General features: G+C 43.9%; 12 protein-coding genes and 1 pseudogene. 12 read left to right on the top strand and 1 reads right to left on the bottom strand.

Translation table 11 applies throughout. From position 1 onward, the window contains the following. Positions 1-262: 262 nt before the first annotated feature. From CU633_RS14440 to CU633_RS14410, 7 genes are all read left to right on the top strand, one after another. On the top strand, positions 263-1,744 hold the full coding sequence (locus CU633_RS14440; protein WP_101661295.1) for a helix-turn-helix domain-containing protein: 1,482 nt from the start codon (positions 263-265) through the stop codon (positions 1,742-1,744). A 271-nt stretch (positions 1,745-2,015) separates the two neighbouring features. After that, positions 2,016-3,596, top strand: a complete 1,581-nt coding sequence (locus CU633_RS14435) for a BCCT family transporter (protein ID WP_219620959.1) — start codon at positions 2,016-2,018, stop codon at positions 3,594-3,596. A 22-nt stretch (positions 3,597-3,618) separates the two neighbouring features. Then, entirely contained in the window at positions 3,619-5,163 is a 1,545-nt protein-coding gene (locus CU633_RS14430) for an HAL/PAL/TAL family ammonia-lyase (protein ID WP_257958806.1), read from the top strand. A 62-nt stretch (positions 5,164-5,225) separates the two neighbouring features. After that, complete coding sequence (gene hutU, locus CU633_RS14425; protein ID WP_101661294.1) at positions 5,226-6,899, top strand: urocanate hydratase; 1,674 nt, start codon at positions 5,226-5,228, stop codon at positions 6,897-6,899. A 1-nt stretch (position 6,900) separates the two neighbouring features. Further along, the gene (gene hutI / locus CU633_RS14420; RefSeq protein WP_101661293.1) at positions 6,901-8,160 is read left to right on the top strand and encodes an imidazolonepropionase; all 1,260 of its coding nucleotides are present in this window, start codon (positions 6,901-6,903) and stop codon (positions 8,158-8,160) included. Between the two features lie 2 nt (positions 8,161-8,162). After that, complete coding sequence (locus CU633_RS14415; RefSeq protein ID WP_101661292.1) at positions 8,163-9,134, top strand: agmatinase family protein; 972 nt, start codon at positions 8,163-8,165, stop codon at positions 9,132-9,134. Positions 9,135-9,743: 609 nt separating this feature from the next. Further along, positions 9,744-10,421 carry a competence protein ComK gene (locus tag CU633_RS14410; RefSeq protein ID WP_101661291.1) on the top strand — a complete coding sequence of 226 codons (678 nt, stop codon included), beginning with the start codon at positions 9,744-9,746 and terminating at the stop codon, positions 10,419-10,421. Between the two features lie 203 nt (positions 10,422-10,624). On the opposite strand, the gene CU633_RS14405 is transcribed toward CU633_RS14410, so the two are convergent. Continuing rightward, positions 10,625-12,043: a transposase family protein gene (locus CU633_RS14405; protein ID WP_257958805.1), complete on the bottom strand. Its 1,419-nt coding sequence runs from the start codon at positions 12,041-12,043 to the stop codon at positions 10,625-10,627. Positions 12,044-12,179: 136 nt separating this feature from the next. Between CU633_RS14405 and CU633_RS14400 the strand changes: the two are divergent. The 5 genes and pseudogenes from CU633_RS14400 to CU633_RS14380 all read left to right on the top strand — a co-directional run bounded on the left by CU633_RS14400 (position 12,180) and on the right by CU633_RS14380 (position 19,087). Beyond that, a pseudogene (locus tag CU633_RS14400) lies at positions 12,180-13,578 on the top strand (transposase). Positions 13,579-14,103: 525 nt separating this feature from the next. Further along, a complete protein-coding gene (locus CU633_RS14395) occupies positions 14,104-15,327 on the top strand; it encodes an ROK family transcriptional regulator (RefSeq protein WP_101661290.1) in 1,224 nt (407 codons plus the stop codon). A 53-nt stretch (positions 15,328-15,380) separates the two neighbouring features. Then, positions 15,381-16,898, top strand: coding sequence for a sugar ABC transporter ATP-binding protein (locus tag CU633_RS14390; RefSeq protein WP_101661289.1), 1,518 nt, complete (start codon positions 15,381-15,383; stop codon positions 16,896-16,898). Positions 16,899-16,900: 2 nt separating this feature from the next. After that, positions 16,901-17,935: an ABC transporter permease gene (locus CU633_RS14385; protein ID WP_101661288.1), complete on the top strand. Its 1,035-nt coding sequence runs from the start codon at positions 16,901-16,903 to the stop codon at positions 17,933-17,935. A gap of 93 nt (positions 17,936-18,028) precedes the next feature. Further along, entirely contained in the window at positions 18,029-19,087 is a 1,059-nt protein-coding gene (locus CU633_RS14380; RefSeq protein WP_101661287.1) for a substrate-binding domain-containing protein, read from the top strand. The last annotated feature ends 9 nt before the right edge of the window (positions 19,088-19,096 follow it).

Genomic DNA, 19,096 nt, shown 5'->3' with positions numbered 1-19,096 from the left:
CAAACTACCGGATTTCCTCTAAACAAAAAAGGACCGGGCATGGTTTTCGCCCGGTTTTTCTTACAAATTTTCCAGTAACAAAAAGTCCCCATCAAACAGGTGGGGATTATTTCTCGTTTACTTATACCGTACTTAATAGGTTGATAGTATACTTTCTATTAACAGAGTGATAGATATAGTGATTTTTAATTACGCATGGAGGGTGTATATTTGGATGGCCAAATAAGGCGTTATTAATAACATAAAGAAGGTGCAGGAAATAATGAAAATAGTGATTGCGGAACGGGACGATCATGAAAGGGTCGCGATTGAATGGCTTATTTCGACCTATTCCATCCCCATTAATCATGTTTTTGCTGCGAAAACAGTAAAGGAAACACTTGCTGCGGTTGAAAAAGAACTTCCGGAGATTCTCTATCTGGAGCTGGATATGATTCCAGCTGAGAATTGGCCACTGATGACAAGACATATCAAAAGCTTCTCACCAAAAGTTATAGCTGTTACAGCGGAAGCGACATTTGAGAGGGCAAAACAGGCGATTGAACTGGGGAGTGTTGATTTGCTTGATAAACCACTGGATCCGGTGAAAATCAAAGATTGTCTTAGGGTGGCATCGTCACTTGTAAGCCGCCGGGAGCAATTAAATGACCTTGATTCTCATAAAGATGAGGGGTTTTCGTACCGATCATTATTTTTAGAGCAGGAGCTAAATATCGGGAAACTTACACTGATGATTTTACATGCCGAAAATAACAAAAAGTACCCTGATTTGCTCGAGTTTTTAAAAGCTTATCCATTTCGGGAGCATCCAACCATTTTGCCATTAACAGATATGGTGGTTTGCTTGTTTAAGAAAACACAGAACATAAGAAAAGAAACAGTGAAATTCTTACGGGAATGGGAAGCTGCCCATATTGAGCCTCTTGCTGCGGTCATTATTCCGCCAAATCAGGAAATGAAAACAGTGCATGAAATGTACCGGGGTGCAAGAAGGCTTCTGGAAGTAACTTTTTTTATCGGTTATCGTCAAGTCATTCTGCCAAAAGAAGGATATGAATGCTGGAATGAAATCGATCCATTTTTAACCTCAGCCGAACAGCGGGATTGGGTGGAGATGTTAAACAGCTTTGATAAACAGAAAATAAAAAACTGGATGCATCAGGAATTTTTTCATATGGATACGCCATTTCCAAATCCTGAAAAGTTGAGGACAAGACTTACGAGCATATTGGCACAGGTTAGAAGGTTTATGAAAACATACCAGCTCGATAATGGGGAGATGGAAGAGTATTATATGAAAATATTCTCCGAGATTTTGTACAATCGTGTTTTATACCGCATTGTCCAGGAGATGCTTTTGTTCCTGTATGAACTGCTTGATCGTGCCAGGATTGGTGATGTATTTTCAAAAAAAGATGTGATTGAAAGAGGTCTCATGTATATCGAGAAGCATTATGCCAACCCCGATTTAACCTTGGAGGATGTAGCAGATGCTGTTGGAAGAAGTACAGCGTATTACAGCCATTTGTTGATGAAACGGCAAGGGATATCATTCCGTCAGCATTTAGCCAATAAACGGATCAACGAGGCAAAACAGCTATTACATGCAGGGCAGCTTTCGATTAAAGAGATTGCCTATCAGGTTGGTTTCCGAAATCCAAGTTATTTTACGCGGCTTTTTAAGGAAATGACGAACATGGCACCACGAGAATATAAATTGAACGTGCAACAGGAAATGGAATGAAAATCTTTCCAATGTCACAAAACCGTAAATATTTATAAGAATCGTAAATAATTATAATTTATTCATTAAAATTGGAATTAATTTACATTATTCTCCGTTAAAAAGTATCAAACTTCGAATAATACGCATCTATCTTGTAAGGGAATTTATTCTTTATAATTTTCAGTATATTAAGATAAATAAAATAACCGCGGGAAAGGAAAGACATTTTTAATACTCTGCAGGCTAGTTTCTTTATCTTTTTTAATGAAAATCAAAGGAGGAACTATTGATGTCAATGGTAGTGGAGAAGGAAGTAACGCCTGAAATAGTCGCGAAGCAAAAGCAGCGAACGCGCGTATCCGTTTTCGTGCCGGCATTCCTTGTGGTTGGCGGGGGAGCCATTTTGGGAATTGTGAACAATAAATTGCTGGCTGATATTTCGATGAAGGGGTTTATCGGATCGTTACGGGGGCTTGGATGGCTTTATCAGATAATTTCCATTGTAGCTTTAATCTTAGTAATGATGATAACGTTTTCAAAATTAGGCAACATTCGTTTGGGAGGCTCTGATGCCAAACCTAAATATTCATTTTCTGCCTGGTTTGCCATGGCGCTGACGGGCGGAATCGCAACTGGAGTCATAACCTACGGTGTCAATGAACCAATCATATACTTTGGCAGCATTTATGGGGAAATGGAGAATACAGGAGTTCAACCAGGGACAGCAATGGCTGCCATCTATGCAATGGGAAGATCACTTTACAATTGGACATTTATTCCATATGCGATGTACTCATTGAGCGGACTTGCAGTCGCTTATATGTATTTTAACCGAGGGCAGTCATTGTCAGTTACAGGAACGTTAACTCCTCTGTTTGGCGAAAAAGTTACAAAGGGAATTTGGCCCGGAATTATTGACACATTGTCTGTGCTCGCCATAGCGCTCGGTCTCGCTTCTTCACTCGGAGCAGGTTTGGCATTGGTAGGGTCTGGCATCGAGACGGTTTATGGGATTAAGCAAGGTCCTGTTGTTTGGCTTGCAATCGTGTCTGTCACCTTTTTATTATTTACACTTTCGGCGTTGAAAGGCTTGGACAAAGGGATTCGCCGAATGGCGGATATTAACGCAAAGGTTTTTTATATCCTTTTGGTTGCCCTTATCGTCATTGGCCCCACCTTATATATTTTTCAGTCCACGACGGCGGGCTTTGGGCATTGGCTGCAAAACTTCTGGGAATGGGGGCTTGATCCTGGCCTGATTGGCGGGGAAGCACTCGTTATGTGGTGGACATTATACGACTGGGCCATCTGGATTGCATACGCACCATTGATGGGAATCTTCCTGGCAGTAATCTCATATGGCCGGACCATTCGGCAGTTTATGGTAATCAATTGGATTTTACCTGCTTTATTCGGTGTTGTCTGGTTCGGGGTCTTTGGAGGGACGGCATTGCACTGGCAGCAAAACAATACCGTTGATTTAGTATCAACCATTAAAGAAAGTGGAGCGGTTGCAGGGTTATGGGCTTTCCTGAATAATTTGCCGCTGGCAGCCGTTATTATTCCGGTAGTGATGATGGCGCTGATTCTTTCTTTCGCTACAGCAGCGGACTCAATGGTCCGTGCCATTGCCACGCTGTGTACAGTGAACATTCGTTTTGATCAGGAACCTGCGAAATGGAAAGTTCTTGTGTGGGCTGTGTCCATTGCTGTTATTGCTTATGTGATGGTCGCATTTGCGGGCGGTGTCCAGGGCGTTGATGGTGTCAAGTACCTTGCAGCATTGGGTGGTTCCGCCGTTTTATTCATCTTTGTCCTTCAAGTTTTTTCAGCAATCAAAATGTTTTTTTTCGATAAAATTGAAAAATAATCTATAGAAAAGAGGAAGTAGCATGGCGATGGCAGCCCGCGAATTGAACAAGGTGGCACTTGGCAATGCAATCACATTAGAAGAGTTTGTCTCCATTGCGCGTCATGGTGCTCATATCGATTTTTCAGATGCTTATTGCCAACGGGTAGAACGGTCCTCTAAGCTCGTATCTAAATGGATTGATGAAGAACGTATCATGTACGGGGTAAATACGGGTTTTGGAGCGCTGTCAACGCAATTAATTTCTGAAGATCAGACAACCATCTTGCAAAGAAATATTCTATTGTCTCACGCAACCTCAGTTGGCGAGCCTTTAGAAGAGGAATGTGTACGGGCGATTATGCTGATGGTCTTGCAAAATTTGGGCCAGGGGTATTCCGGGGTCAGACTTGGTACTTTAGAGATGTATCGGCAGTTTTTAAACCGTGGACTCACACCGTTTGCGCCTCGCGAAGGCTCGGTCGGATATTTGAGTGTGGAAGCGCATATCGCTTTGGTCCTGCTCGGTGAGGGAAAAGCATATATAGATGGGGAGTTGCTGCCTGCCAAGGAGGCTCTCTATAAAGCCGGACTGCAGCCAATCGAACTTTCCGCAAAAGAGGGATTGGCATTGATCAGCGGAACAACAAGCCCGACTGCGATTGGGGCCCTTGCCTTGTTTGATATGCTCCAGGCGGCTAAGGCAGCTGACATCATCGGTTCAATGGCTCTGGAGGTATTAAGGGGGACGACTCGTGCGTTTGACGACCGCTTAATGATTGTCCGTCCGCATCAGGATCAGCGAAATACAGCCGCAAATTTAAGAAGGGTTTTGGAAGATTCACAGATTGCGATACAGTCGGTCGACCATCGCCTGCAGGATGCCTTATCGTTGCGTGCGATCCCCCAGCTTCACGGGGCAGCGAAAAAAACGCTCCTTGATGCGGCGAAAACCTTAGATGTCGAGATGAACTCGTGCTGCGACAACCCCATTTTATGGCCGGGTGAAGAAGAGGCCGGTGCAATTTCTGGATGTAACTGTGATTCATCGTACGTTGGGATTGAGCTGGATTCGGCATGTATTGCAGTAGCAGCGATCGCCAAAATGTCGGAGCGGAGGAACAATCGGCTCATCAATCAGCATCTTTCAGGATTTCCTTCCTTTCTTGTCCGGAATGCCGGCCTGAATTCAGGATTGATGATTCCCCAGTACACACAGGCAGGACTTTTAAATGATATGAAACTCTTATCCCAGCCTGCCACCGTTGACAGCATTCCGACTTGTGCAGACCAGGAGGATTATGTGGCAATGGGGTACAATTCAGCGAAAAAGGCCCGGGAGGCAGCTAGGAAGCTTGAGTATATATTGGGAATTGAACTTTTGTCCATTTATAACGCCCATCAATTTGTGAAAGGGAATCTGACTCCGGGATCGGCTTCAAAGGCCGTTTTGGAGCAGATAGAAAAATCTATGCCCCGGATTACGGAGGACACCTATCTTTATCCATATCTGGAAACATTAAAGGATTTTATCCATTCTGGTGAAATCATTTCGGTTGCAGAAGAGAAGATTGGCAAGCTGCTTTAATTTTTTTGGGATTTAATTAAAAATTCACGAAACATGTGGATTTATTGGAGGAGGCAATCCAGATGGAACAAACAATGACACAAAAAGTGATTCAATATCGCGGAACAGAATTAAATACAAAAGGCTGGCTGCAAGAGGCTGCCCTTCGTATGTTAATGAATAATCTGGACCCGGAGGTTGCTGAAAAGCCGGAGGACCTTGTTGTTTACGGCGGAATTGGTAAAGCGGCACGGAACTGGGATTGCTTTGATGCAATCGTCAAGTCGCTGAAGGAACTTGAAAACGATGAGACACTATTGGTTCAATCAGGAAAGCCTGTGGCCATTTTTAAGTCACACCAGGACGCGCCCCGTGTGCTGATTGCCAACTCCAATATTGTCCCTGCCTATGCAAATTGGGAGACATTCCACGAGCTGGACAAAAAAGGGCTTATGATGTACGGACAAATGACGGCCGGAAGCTGGATCTATATCGGCTCCCAGGGGATTGTCCAGGGAACGTACGAAACCTTCTCGGAGCTGGCAAACCAGCATTTCGGAAGCACGCTGAAAAATACCATCACGGTGACAGCCGGGCTCGGCGGAATGGGCGGGGCCCAGCCACTCGCTGTCACAATGAACGGCGGAGTATGCATCGGGATTGAGGTGGATGAATCCCGAATTGACCGCAGAATCGAAACGCGTTACACAGACATGAAAACAGATTCATTGGATGAAGCAATCCGTCTCGCAACCGAGGCAAAACTGGCGGGAAAAGCATTGTCAATCGGACTAATCGGGAATGCATCCGACATCCTGCCGGAGATGCTTGAAAAAGGTTTTATTCCTGAGATTGTCACAGATCAAACATCAGCCCATGATCCGTTGAACGGATATGTCCCTTCCCGCATGTCCCTTGAAGAAGCTGCACAATTGCGTTCAAGCAGCCCGGAGGAATATGTAAAGCTGTCCAAGGCATCAATGGCCAGGCATGTACAAGCAATGCTTGAAATGATGGAAAAAGGGGCAGTTGCTTTTGACTACGGAAACAATATCCGCCAGGTTGCCAAGGACGAAGGAGTGGAAAACGCCTTTGACTTCCCAGGCTTTGTTCCGGCTTACATCAGGCCGCAATTTTGTGAAGGGAAAGGACCATTCAGATGGGTTGCGCTTTCGGGAGATCCGGATGATATTTATAAACTGGATGAAGTCGTTTTGCGTGAATTCAGCGAAAATCAACATTTATGCAACTGGATTCGCAAGGCCCGGGAAAAAATCCAATTCCAGGGGCTGCCATCCCGGATTTGCTGGCTCGGCTACGGCGAAAGGGCACGGTTTGGCAAAATTATTAATCAAATGGTAGCAGCAGGCGAATTAAAGGCACCGATCGTGATTGGCCGTGACCATCTGGATTCAGGATCTGTTGCGTCACCAAACAGGGAAACGGAAGCAATGAAGGATGGTTCCGATGTCGTAGCTGATTGGCCAATTTTAAATGCAATGATCAACGCCGTCGGCGGTGCAACATGGGTGTCCCTGCATCATGGCGGAGGAGTCGGGATGGGATATTCGCTTCACTCCGGAATTGTCATTGTTGCGGACGGAACGAAGAATGCTGAAGCAAGGCTCGAACGTGTCCTGACAACAGATCCAGGCATGGGAGTCGTGCGCCATGTCGATGCCGGATACGAGCTGGCAAAGAAAACGGCCCGTGAAAAAGGAGTCAAGATTCCAATGCTGGATATGGAGACTGAATAAGATGGCAAAACCGATTTGGATCAAAAACATAGAGCAGCTGGCAACCCTTGCATCCAAAGAGGAAGGTCCCCGTACGAAGGAAGCAATGTCTGATATAGGGCTTATACAAGATGGAAGCCTGTGGATAGAAGATGGGATCATCAAAGCGGCGGGAACCACCAAAGAAGTGGAAGAACGGTATCGGTCCAAATTAACGGAAGCTGACATAATAGATGCATATGGCCATTTGGTTACGCCAGGGCTGGTCGATCCCCATACACATGTGGCATACGGTGGAAGCCGTGAGCGTGAATTTGAAATGCGACTTCAAGGCATCTCTTATATGGAGATCATGAATGCGGGCGGCGGGATCCATGCCACCGCCCGCATGACCAGTGAGGCAAGCGAAGAAGAGCTTATCTGCCAGACAATGAAGCGCCTCGATTCCTTTTTACAGCATGGTGTGACAACTGTCGAAGGAAAAAGCGGATACGGGATGAATCTGGAAACGGAACTGAAGCAGCTGCGTGTGATGAAGCAATTGCAGGAAACCCATCCGATCGACCTTGTTCCAACGTTCATGGGAGCACATGCAGTTCCACCCGAGTACAAAGGGAAAGAGGATGAATTCGTCGATCACTTGATCAACTATATGCTCCCTGTTGTCGCTGAAGAGAAGTTAGCTGAATTTAATGATGTCTTTTGTGAAAAGGATGTTTTTACCCCTGAACAATCAGAGCAGATATTGGAGGCGGGCAAAAAGCACGGTCTTATACCGAAAATCCATGCAGACGAAATTGTTGCATATGGAGGAGCTGAATTGGCCGCCAAGATCGGGGCGATTTCAGCTGAACATTTATTAAAGGCATCTGACGAAGGAATCAAAGCAATGGCAAACGCGGGTACAATTGCCTGCCTGCTTCCGGCAACAGCACTTTATTTGCGTGAACAAGCAGCCAATGGAAGGAAAATGATTGACGAAGGGGTCGCTGTAGCCATTTCGACCGACTGTAACCCCGGATCCTCACCGACAACATCCATGCCGCTTGTCATGAACCTGGCCTGCATCTCCATGAGAATGACGCCTGCAGAAGCATTGACTGCTGCAACATATAATGCCGCGTGTGCGATCAACCGTCAGCATCTGGTCGGCTCTCTGGAGGCCGGAAAGCAGGCAGATGTGGTGTTATGGAACGTGAAAAGCTATCAGGAGCTGCAATATCTGTTTGGTGTCAACCACGTTAAAGCGGTGTGGAAAAAAGGAGTAAAGGTGGTAGGGTAAGCATGGGTGAGCAATGGATTCAGCCACCAGAATGGTCATGGAATGTGAAAACGGACGAACCAGCCTATGTTCACCAATGGGTCGGACAGCTGAAGGATACGAAAGAAAACCCTGATTTGCTTGTATATGGTGCACCGATTTCCCGTTCTTCGATCAGTGTATCAGGTGCATCCTTATACCCGACAGAGTTCCGCCGGATGTGGAAGGGCTTTGCCACTTACAATCTGGATGAGGATATTGATTTAACAGGGCTAAAGGTTGCGGATGCCGGGGATGTTCTTATGCATACCACTGATATTCTCTTATCCCACAGGAGAATTCAGGAGGCTACTGCATTTTTGGTTTCTGCCTATCCTGATACAATCACCTCAATGATTGGCGGCGACCATTCAACAACAGCCTGTGCAGTAAGAGGGATCAAGGAGGCATTTCCAGAAGACAGGATCGGGGTTTTGCAGCTTGATACTCATCTGGATGTACGGGACCCGTCCGAGCTGGGTCCGGCAAACGGCACCCCAATCAGGCAACTGGTGGATAGTTCTACTGTCAGAGGAGAAGATGTCTTCAATATTGGTCTGCATGGCTATTTCAATGCAAAATCCCTTATTGACTATGCGAAGCAACATTCGATTCAAATGATTACGTTAAAGAATGCTCGTAAAGCTGGCTTTGCTCAAACTGTACAGGTAGCACTTGCCAGGCTGTCAGAAAAAGTTGACCGGGTATATGTTACAGTTGACATGGATGTGCTCGACATTTCTGTTGCCCCGGGAGTACCAGCTTCAACACCAGGAGGGCTGAGCACAGCAGAGCTTTTCGAGTCCCTGATGGAGATTGGGAAGCATCCATCTGTCCGGCATATTGATTTCGTATGTTTGGATCCCACCAAGGATTCTGCGGTATCAGAAACCGTTAAAACCGGAGTTTATGCGTGGCTGCAATTTTTGACTGGACTTACTTACAGGGTGAAATAATCGACTCTTTTGGTTTAGGGCAGCTCTTGAAATACACGACTATTATCTTATAAAAAGGGACAGTTTGATTACTGTCCCTTTTGTGTATCAATTAAATAAACCACTAACTTTAAGTTGATGTATCTGATGTATCTGAAAATCCAAGAAGCCTGGATATGTGTGAAACTTATGAACCTGCCATAAAACTGTCAAAATACATAACAATTCGACAAAAAGTATTAGGATTTGACAAATAGAAACTTAATCCAATTCTATTTAAGCCATCAAATCTCACCTAAAATATATGTTTTTTCAGAAAAATGATTACCGGATTAAATAAAAATTAAGGTCAGTATAATATTTTACTAGAAAAGTAAAATAATTCAATATCTCCAAGCTATAAGCTAAGTTTTGGACAAGTAAAATCGGAATAACTACCTTCCTACATAATCGTAAAAAGGTTTTAATGACCTGCCAGTCAAGCTATAATGTTTTCGGGATAATTATTTACCAACATTTCCCAGTAGGATTAATGAACGCGGAGGTAGCAGGTGATGAGAATGTGAGAAAGCTATTCGTATATAATGAACACCTATGAGCGGTAAAAGTCGTGGCTGACAGCGCCCATAGATGTTGGAAGTTGGAAATACCAACTTTAAGCTAGTATACCCCATTTGTCAGAAAAAAAGAATCAATAACCATGTAAGGGAGAACTCTAATGTCAATGGTCGACCATTAAATATCAATCCCAAATTGAATTTACTAAACGGAGAACGTGACGGTTATGGCAAACTTTGTACAAGAGTATGGGAAAGGGGCGATTCCTTTCTTGTTGATTTGGATCCGCTAAAAGTACTCGATGAATCTCTTAAATATATGAATTCTAACCTCAAGGGTGCTATAAAAAGTGCCAAATTGATTATTGGCATGTGCCTTGCGGTGAATCCGTATCATGGAATTTTCATGTTTCCAGTTAAAGGGCCAAGCAATGATGATTGCTTCTGGATAAATGCTGCAGCTGTGCAAAACACCTCACCATCCGGAAGACAAACAAAAGTAGTTTTTCACGATGGATATTCGATAAAAGAGGAGTCAAGATTTACGGCCTTCAACAACAAACTTCTAATCGCAAGGAATCTCGGGGAAATTACGAAAGAGAGAATCAGTATCCGGAAATCATATTTATGGAGATTAAAAGACCCCAGGAGATCATCAAGGAAGACAACGGCCGTTATAATTTCAAGCCTCTTGAAACAGAGTACGACTAATAAAATATGTTCGGGCAGCTATTTGGTTAGAACTATTTGAGGAGGCTATACACCATTAATAGCTAATGGTGTATACAAACTGGTCTTTATGTATGTTGTACAATAAATTACACGAGGAAAGTATAACAGGTATAGTCAATAAGAATATAATGGATTCAGCATTGAAGAGTAAATTTATCCCTAGTTATTTTAAAAGGTAAGATTCCCGGAATTAAAAAGTAAGATTTTACCATTTGAATTCATCTATTTTTTTGCCAAAAAGACTGACCTGTTCCATTTTGTTTGTATATAACTGGAAATGCCTAGAATGACCCCTTTCCTTCCATCACATCCTTTGCTATAATGAATCTGCCAGGTAAACCTTACTTGTATTGGTATTGCCAAAGCAGTTATGTCCTCATCTGTTAATCTGCGGGTGCGAATCGCTTCTAACAGGTTTGAGGATTTTTCTTTTGCCGTTTTCTTCATGGCCTTAAATAAGCTGGAGCCTTTCTCATAAAGCTGCATAATCATATCCGCAATTTGGACCATAAGGTAATGATTTTTCATCGCTGTGTAATCATGGCTATTGGCGTGCTCAATATTGAACCTTATGTTCTTCTGTTGGTTGAATCCCTGGTTTTCGATCTTCCGGCGGCTACGGCCCGCAGCCACTAATCCTTCCTCACTCTTTTTTGTTACTTTTAAATTGGTTATAAATACATACTGCTTGCTTTTCCCATCCTCCAGATCAAGCTTCCACTCCATCAGGTTAACCGTCCTTTTATTGTATGAAATGTCATTGACCCAAAAGATGCCTTCCTGCCCTCTGCCTAGTTCCATTTCCTTTATAGTGTTGAACTCCGAGGCAATACTCCTTATCCTGCCTTCCTTGAATCGGCATATGAATTTCCATTTATGTTCATCACAAATGGAAAATACCGGCTCGCATGCATAGAGACTGTCTCCCAGGATGCATATAGGCAGCCTCTTGAATGTTTCCTTTATCTTTTTGGCCAGCCGGTGGAATGCCTTCATTTCACAGTCCTGCTTCGTGACTTCCTCCGATTCATTTTCGATGAATTCCGAAGCAATGCTAAAAACCATGTCACCCACTACCAGCTTTGCCTCAAGTACATGGTGCATGTAAATGGTCTTGGTTTCCCCGGTTTCCTTATCGACATATTCCCGTTTTAGGCAGTGTTCACAGTGCTTCTTTTGGAATGTATGCAGACCCGTGCCGTCCACGCTCACACCCCAATACTTTCCCTCTATCCTGAATTGTTCAAAGCACCTCTTCTTCAATAGCTCCTTGACCATATAGGCTCTGACCTTTTCAAGTTCCTTAACGTCCAGGCCTGAGAGGAAATCGTTGATGGTATCATAATGGGGCAGTTCTTCCAGCGTTTCCAGGCCCAGGGCCTTCCGGACATTTTCGATGCATTCCTCTTTGTTGAAGGCATCATCCATGCCCCTCATGGATTTCAAGCCCGTCATGGCTTTTAGGAGAAGTGTAAATAAAAGGACCTCCGCCCCGTAGGTAATATAGCTTTGTGACCGATGATCTTTGACATTTTTTATTTTGTGGATGAATTCCTTGAAAAAATGGTTCTTAATTTTCAGGAACTCGAAAAAATAATTTATTTCTTTTTCCTTCTCTCTTTTCTCTCTTCTGGTAACCAACCGCAAAACCTCCTAAAAATGTGCTGTTTTACTACAATCTTTTGTAGTTAAATTATCTCATATTTAGCGCATTTTAGGAGGTTGAAAACAAAATTTATCCCGAAAAATTTTTACTCCTCAGAGCTTGGAAGAATTAATGAAAATGTCTCCAGATGAAAAATACAGCTGGCTCTTTGAGATGATTGATATCACTCCTTTCGTTATGGCCGTGACCAAAAAAACCCATCTCGGTGCCCCTGAAACATTAAAATATGAAGCGATGATTTACTCTCTTTTCATACGGGTAGTCGAAAAAATGCCGTTTATCAAAGACCTTGTCACCCGTTTGAGTCAGAGCGAGGAATTTAGGTACCAGTGTCATTTTACCGGTTCAGATCCAACGCCCAGTGAAGCTTCTTACTCACGGCTCATCGCAAAATTACGGGGGCTGCCCATCTTTGAACAGTGTCACGACGAACTTATCCATCAAGCCTTTCAGGAAGGCTTTCTTGATGGCGCCAATGTAGCCATTGATGCGACCCACACAGAAGCGAGGGATGCGGCTAACCCAGCGAAGAAGCGTTCCCGCAAAAAGAAAGAGAGCCAGCAGGAAGCCGATGAACAAACCGAACTTTTTCCAGAGGAACCAAAAGAAGAAACTCCTAATCCCGAACCGGAAAAACCGAAAAAACGCGGCCGCAAAAAGAAAGAAGAGCGAGAACAATGGCTCAGGGAACAGGCGGAAATCGAAGCGGCCAAGACGATTTTCGAAAAGACACTGGATCAAATGGTTGACTATTCCTTTGAAGAAATCGAGGCAGAAATCCCTCTCCATCCATCATGGGGTACCAAGAAAAACACGGACAATAAAAAGTTTTTCTGGTACGGATATAAAGGTCACTTTGCCGTTGACTGCGAAAGCCAATACATTTTGGTATCCTTATTTTCTTCCGCCCATGTCAATGATGGGAAAATGTCGATTCCTTTACTTAAAGCCCTGGCTAAAACGGCATCCTTATTTGAACATTGAGCACGTGTTAGCTGATGCGGGATACGATTTTAAAGCTGTCTATAGACAGATTCGGATGATCGGAGCCAGACCGCTGATCGATTACAATAAGAAGAATGAGCCCCAAATCGAAGGGAAGGACAAATATTTTCGTCCTGTCTGTAAAGAAGGCCATTCCTATGTGTACGATAGCTTCGATAAAAAGTATGAATCACTTAAGTACACCCGCCCAAAAGAATGCGAGACATGCCCGTTTAAAGAGGAAGGCTGCCAAAAAGTCTTTAAAGTAAAGGTCGAATCCGACATCCCGAAGTATACAGTTCCTGCAAGAGGAAGCCATAGCTACAAAGAACTGTACAAGAAACGGACGGCCGTGGAAAGGGTGAATGCCTATCTCAAAGAATTCTTCCAGCTTGATAATATCCGTCATCGAGGAGGTGCTTTAGCCAAAGTAGACTTCGATATCTCATGTCTCGTTTATACCCTTAGTAAACTAGCTGTTGATCGTATCAACAAACAAATGAAGGAATTACAGAAAGCTTCCTAAACTTTGATTTGAAAAATCATGTTCAAACCTTTATTTAGTCATGCCGATTTTATGTAGCTTTTAAAAGGATCCATCATTTTAAAAAGTAATTTCACGAAATTCGGCAAATGTAATCTTTTAAAAAACTAATTATGAAATTGACTCTATATATCTACAAATTTTGAGTTGTAAGTTCAGTTTTTGACGAAAAATATAAATACCCTTCGTAACCCAGTGATTACTTAATTTCGCATTGAGGATCCCTTCTCTTTAATTCTCCCATTACTAATAAAAACGATAAATTATGACAAAATAGAGCAACTTCTTGTAGAAAAATCAAAACTTTTTCAAATTGACTATAAAAAGTCCCCATACTAAATTAAAAACAAAAATGATCACAATTACTTTTTAAAAAGTTTTTCCAAACTTAATTAACTGAATATTTATACTTTTTCTAATTGACTGTAAAAAGTTCTGATTTTATATTAAAAAGCAAGCAGACAGCCATTAGAAAGTAAGATTGGATTCCGAAAGGAGACTTCGATATTGACTGTTCCGAAAATAACAATGAAAGTTTTGCAGGCAATACGGCGGAATAAAAAGCCCCTTTCTAAAGCGGAGCTAGTCCAACTCACCGGGTTAAGTTTAGCAACAGTTACCGAGCACGTGGAAACTTTAATAAGAAGTGACCTGGTGATGGATGTTGAAGTGGGTCATTCAACCGGTGGCAGAAAGCCCAGACTTCTATCATTTAATGCTGAAGCCGGATATATTATCGCCATTGATCTTGAATCTACACATGTTCACGTCGGAATACTTGATTTAACCTGCAGCATTGTCGTATCAAGATCAAGTTTAATCGACGTAGCCCACGGGCCTAAGGCCGTGCTGGAGCAAATCAAAGATTTGGTGCTTCTCTTGCTTGATGAAAGCAGGATCGACCACTCTCTCATCAAAGGAATTGGCATGGGTGTACCTGGACCGGTCGAATACAGCACAGGATTGCCGGCCTCACTGCCAATTATGCCGGGCTGGGATCGCTTTCCAATCCAGCGGTTCTGGGATCAATACTTCGATTGCCCATGCTATGTTGATAATAATGTTTACACGATGGTGCTTGGGGAGCATATGGTAGAATCAGTTTCCGAGATTGATAACTTCATCTTTCTAAAAGTAGGAAATGGAATTGGTGCAGGGATTATCTGTAATGGAAAGATCTATCGGGGCGCTTCTGAGTATGCCGGCAATATCGGCCATAACAATATCGGCCATGATTACTTGTGCTACTGTGGCAACCGGGGCTGTTTGGAAGCGTTGGCCGGAGGAAGGGCAATATCCCGGAAGGCGGAACTGATTGCCAGGGAAGGCAAAAGCAAAATGCTCCATGAGATTTTACAAAGGAAAGGGAAGATCACCATTGAGGATGTAAAGCTTGCTGTAAGGGAAGCGGATCCAGTCATGGTTGAGCTGATCCGCGAATGCGGTTTTCAAATCGGCAGTGTCCTGGCCGGTCTTGTCAATTTCTTCAATCCTTCGCTCGTCTGTATCGGAGGAAGCGTAACGGAAACCGGCGATGTCTTACTGGCATCGATCAGGCAGGCAGTCTATCAAAAGTCACTCCCCCTAGCAACTAGAGATTTAGTGATCCGTTCTTCCTACCAAGGGGACAAAGCGGGCATCATCGGAGCGGCGGTACTGACAGTTGATAAAATCATCGATGATTCACTTATCCGCACCAAAGAAGGAATCTACTCTTTTTCCTACAGATAAATTTTTCTCACTAAATATGTAAGCGGTAACAAATTGGATGGAGGTTATCAGGAATGAGTATTTCTAAACAAGCAGAAAGAGTCTCAGCCCCACACCTTCTCGAAATGCGCGGAATCTCAAAAAGCTATTCCGGAGTGACAGTGCTGAATAATATCAACTTGAAAATCAACGCCGGTGAGATCCTGACGCTTGTCGGGGAAAACGGGGCTGGAAAATCAACATTGATCAAAATATTAGCGGGAGTCATCCAGGCTGACAGTGGCGAAATTTTGATTAATGACAAAATCGTTAAGTTTAACAGTCCACTTGAAGCAGTGAATCATGAAGTGATTACGGTCCACCAGGAATTAAGCTTATTTCCCCATTTGTCTGTGGCCGAAAATCTATTCTATAACCAGTACCAGAAAAAAGCAGGGCTGATTGAGTGGCGTAAAATGCGCAAGGAAGCTGAAAAGTTTCTTCATGATCTCAAGTTGTATTTACCAGTCGAAAAAGCTGTATTCAGTCTCAGTATTGCTGAGCAGCAAATGCTTGAAATCGCCAGAGCCTTTTATCAAAAAGCGAAGATCATGATCCTTGATGAGCCAACTGCCGTACTGGGCGGGGACGATGTAGAACAGCTGCTCGATATGATTCGTCTCCTCAAAAAACGGGGTGTGGCGATCATCTTTATTTCGCACCGTTTAAAAGAGATTTTCGTTTTAGCCGACCGTTATTTAGTTTTAAAAGATGGCGAACAAATTGACGATGGCTGGATCCGCGATACTAATCCGGATGATTTGGTTTCAAAGATGGTCGGCAGGAAGATTCAACAGGTCATACCTGAAAAACTTTATACAGATGAGAAAGAAGAATTGCTCAGGGTTGAAGGGCTTACAAGAACCGGCGTTTTACACGACATTAGCTTCTCTCTTTATAAAGGAGAAATATTGGGGATTGCCGGTCTTAGGGGAGCGGGACGAACAGAGTTGGCCCGGGCGATTTTCGGAGCTGACCCGATTAACTCGGGAAAAATTTTTATCAAGGGGAAGGAAGTAAAGATTAGTTCTCCTAAATTTGCAATTAAAAAAGGGATCGGCTTAGTTCCGGAGGACCGGAAAGGACAGGGCTTATTTAAAAACCTGTCAGCTTTACAAAATATTTCGATTGCAAAACTGTCATTTTCCAAAACGAACTGGATCCAAAGCAGGAAAGAGCGCACGATTGCGAAGGATTATGTAGAAAAACTGAAGATTAAGCTTCCTCATCTGGATGTTCTGGTTGGAAGTCTATCAGGCGGCAACCAGCAAAAAGTAGTCCTGGCGAAATGGCTGGAAACTGGTGTGTTTATCTTATTTCTCGATGAACCGACAAGGGGAATTGATGTCGGCAGTAAAGCACAAATCTATAGTGTCATGCGGGAGCTTTGCAAAGAAGGGATCGGCATTGTCTTAATCTCTTCTGAGTTACCTGAAATTTTGGAAAATTGTAACCGCATTCTTGTGATGCACAACGGAGAAATCAGCGGTGAACTGGACCGGGCTGATGCGACAGAAGAAAAGATTATGAAATATGCAGTGGGAGGAGTATAGGAATGAAAAACGAAAGTGTTTCGTCAATCAGACTGGAAGGAAACGCAATCGAAAATCCTGCAAGATCAGATGGTTTGTTTTTAAGCATTCTTCGCACCTATAAAGTGACGATCCTGCTCTTTGTCGGCATCATTGTTCTGACCGCGATTTTAACACCGGAATTCTTCAACCTGCAGAATATCATCAACGTGACCCGGCAAGCTTCCGTGGTTGGAATTGTCGCGATTGGGATGACCTTTGTGATTCTGACAGGTGGCATTGATCTTTCAGTCGGAGCGATCCTTGCCGTCTCGGGAGTGGCATTCGCTTTAATGCTTAACTCCGGAATGGCTGTTCCGGTCGCGCTATTAATCGTCCTGGTCATTGGAGTGTTAATTGGAATGATTAATGGCATCGGATCAACGTTTTTCGGCATCCAGCCGTTTATTATGACGCTGGCGACCATGGCTGTTGGAAATGGTGCGGCTTTACTTTTATCCAACGGAACTCCGCAGACGTTCCTGGTGGACAGCCAGATTGTAGAGATGCTCGGGAATGGCGGAATTGGCATTGTTCCCGGACCGGTCATCCTGTTTATCGCAATTGCGGTGATTTCCTGGCTGGTACTGAAATACTTGCCGTTTGGCAGATTTGTATATGGAGTTGGCGGCAGCCTTGATGCAGCCAGATTATCCGGAGTCAGGACAACAAGAATCTTAATTATGGTTTACTCGATCAGCGGATTGACCGCTGCTTTGGCTGGCCTTATCAATGCTTCAAGACTATACGTCGGGCACCCGACAGCCGACAGCACGATCATGCTTGATAGTATCGCTGCCGTCGTAATTGGCGGAACGAGCTTGATGGGTGGACGGGGCGGCGTCGGCGGTACGGTCCTTGGTGCTTTGCTGCTGGCGATGGTTGCGAATCTATTAAATCTGTTGGGTGTGTCTCCTTACAACCAGCAAGTAGCGAAAGGACTGATTATCGTTGCCGCAATCCTGTTTACGACACCATACCTGAAACAGCACATTAAGCAGCAGTGGACAGGGTTATGATGGTAATAAATAGAAAACGGCAAAGGGGGAAAGCGTACAGGCAGGTTCAGAAAAGACAATTATAAAGACAAATTTTTTAAGGAGGGAAAAGGAATGCGTTCATTCAAAACGTTTACTCCAGTTTTAATTTCGCTGGCTGTTCTGCTTATGACAGCATGCGGAAACAATTCGGCAGGAACGAACACGGATGCAAAAACAGCGGGTGGAGCAGAAGCGTCAGGGGAAATTGAGTACGGCCCTTATTGTGGAGCTGAGTGCCAGGAGGCATTGAAGCTGGAAGCAGATCCTGCATCCATAAAGGGCAAGGTTGGGTTTGCCGTGGCATCTACGACTTTTCCTTACGGTGTTGCGATAAAAAATAAAACGGAAGAAGCAGCAAAAAAGTTTTTCCCGAATATTGAACTGCTGGTCGGCGACGGCCAGAATGACCCGATCGTCCAAACAAAACTGGTTGACGATTTTATCTCAAAAGGAATCGATGTGCTCATCATCAACGCGGTGGAAAAAGATGCACTTGCACCGGCTGTCAAGAGGGCAACCGAGGCAGGAATCAAAGTGATTTCGGTTGACAGGACGGTCAATGCACCGGTGTTAACAACGATTAAAGCCGATGACTATGCACTTGGAAATGCTGCCGGCAAAGATCTCGTTAAGAGATTGGGAGGCAAAGGAAAAGTTGTGGAACTGCAGGGAAGTCCTTCCGCATCGCCAACGATTGACCGGCATAAAGGCTTTATGGATGCGATTAAAGATGAACAAGGGATCGAAGTGATTGCCAGCCAGACTGCCAACTATGACCAGGCGCAAGGTTTGAAAGTCATGGAAGATATGCTGCAAAGATTTCCAAAAGGCGGGATTGATGCTGTCTTTACACATGCGGATATTATGACACTTGGAGCCCTTCAAGCCATCAAAGCGGCCGGACGCCAAGATGAAATAAAAGTAATCAGTATTGACGGCCAGGAAGCGGCATTTGACGCGATCGAAAAGGGAGTAATCGAATCGACAACGGTTTATCCGGTCATTACACCGATGAACATCATTGCCGCGGCTAAGGCATTGGCAGGCGAAGAAATGCCTGAGTTTATCAAATTGGAATCACCGGTAGTTTCGAAAGAGAATCTATCTGAATACAAAGGTACAACTTATTAATCTATTAAA

The organism is Bacillus sp. V3-13, assembly GCF_002860165.1.
GTDB lineage: Bacteria > Bacillota > Bacilli > Bacillales > Cytobacillaceae > Bacillus_BJ.
This window is presented reverse-complemented; position numbering and strand designations above follow the sequence as displayed.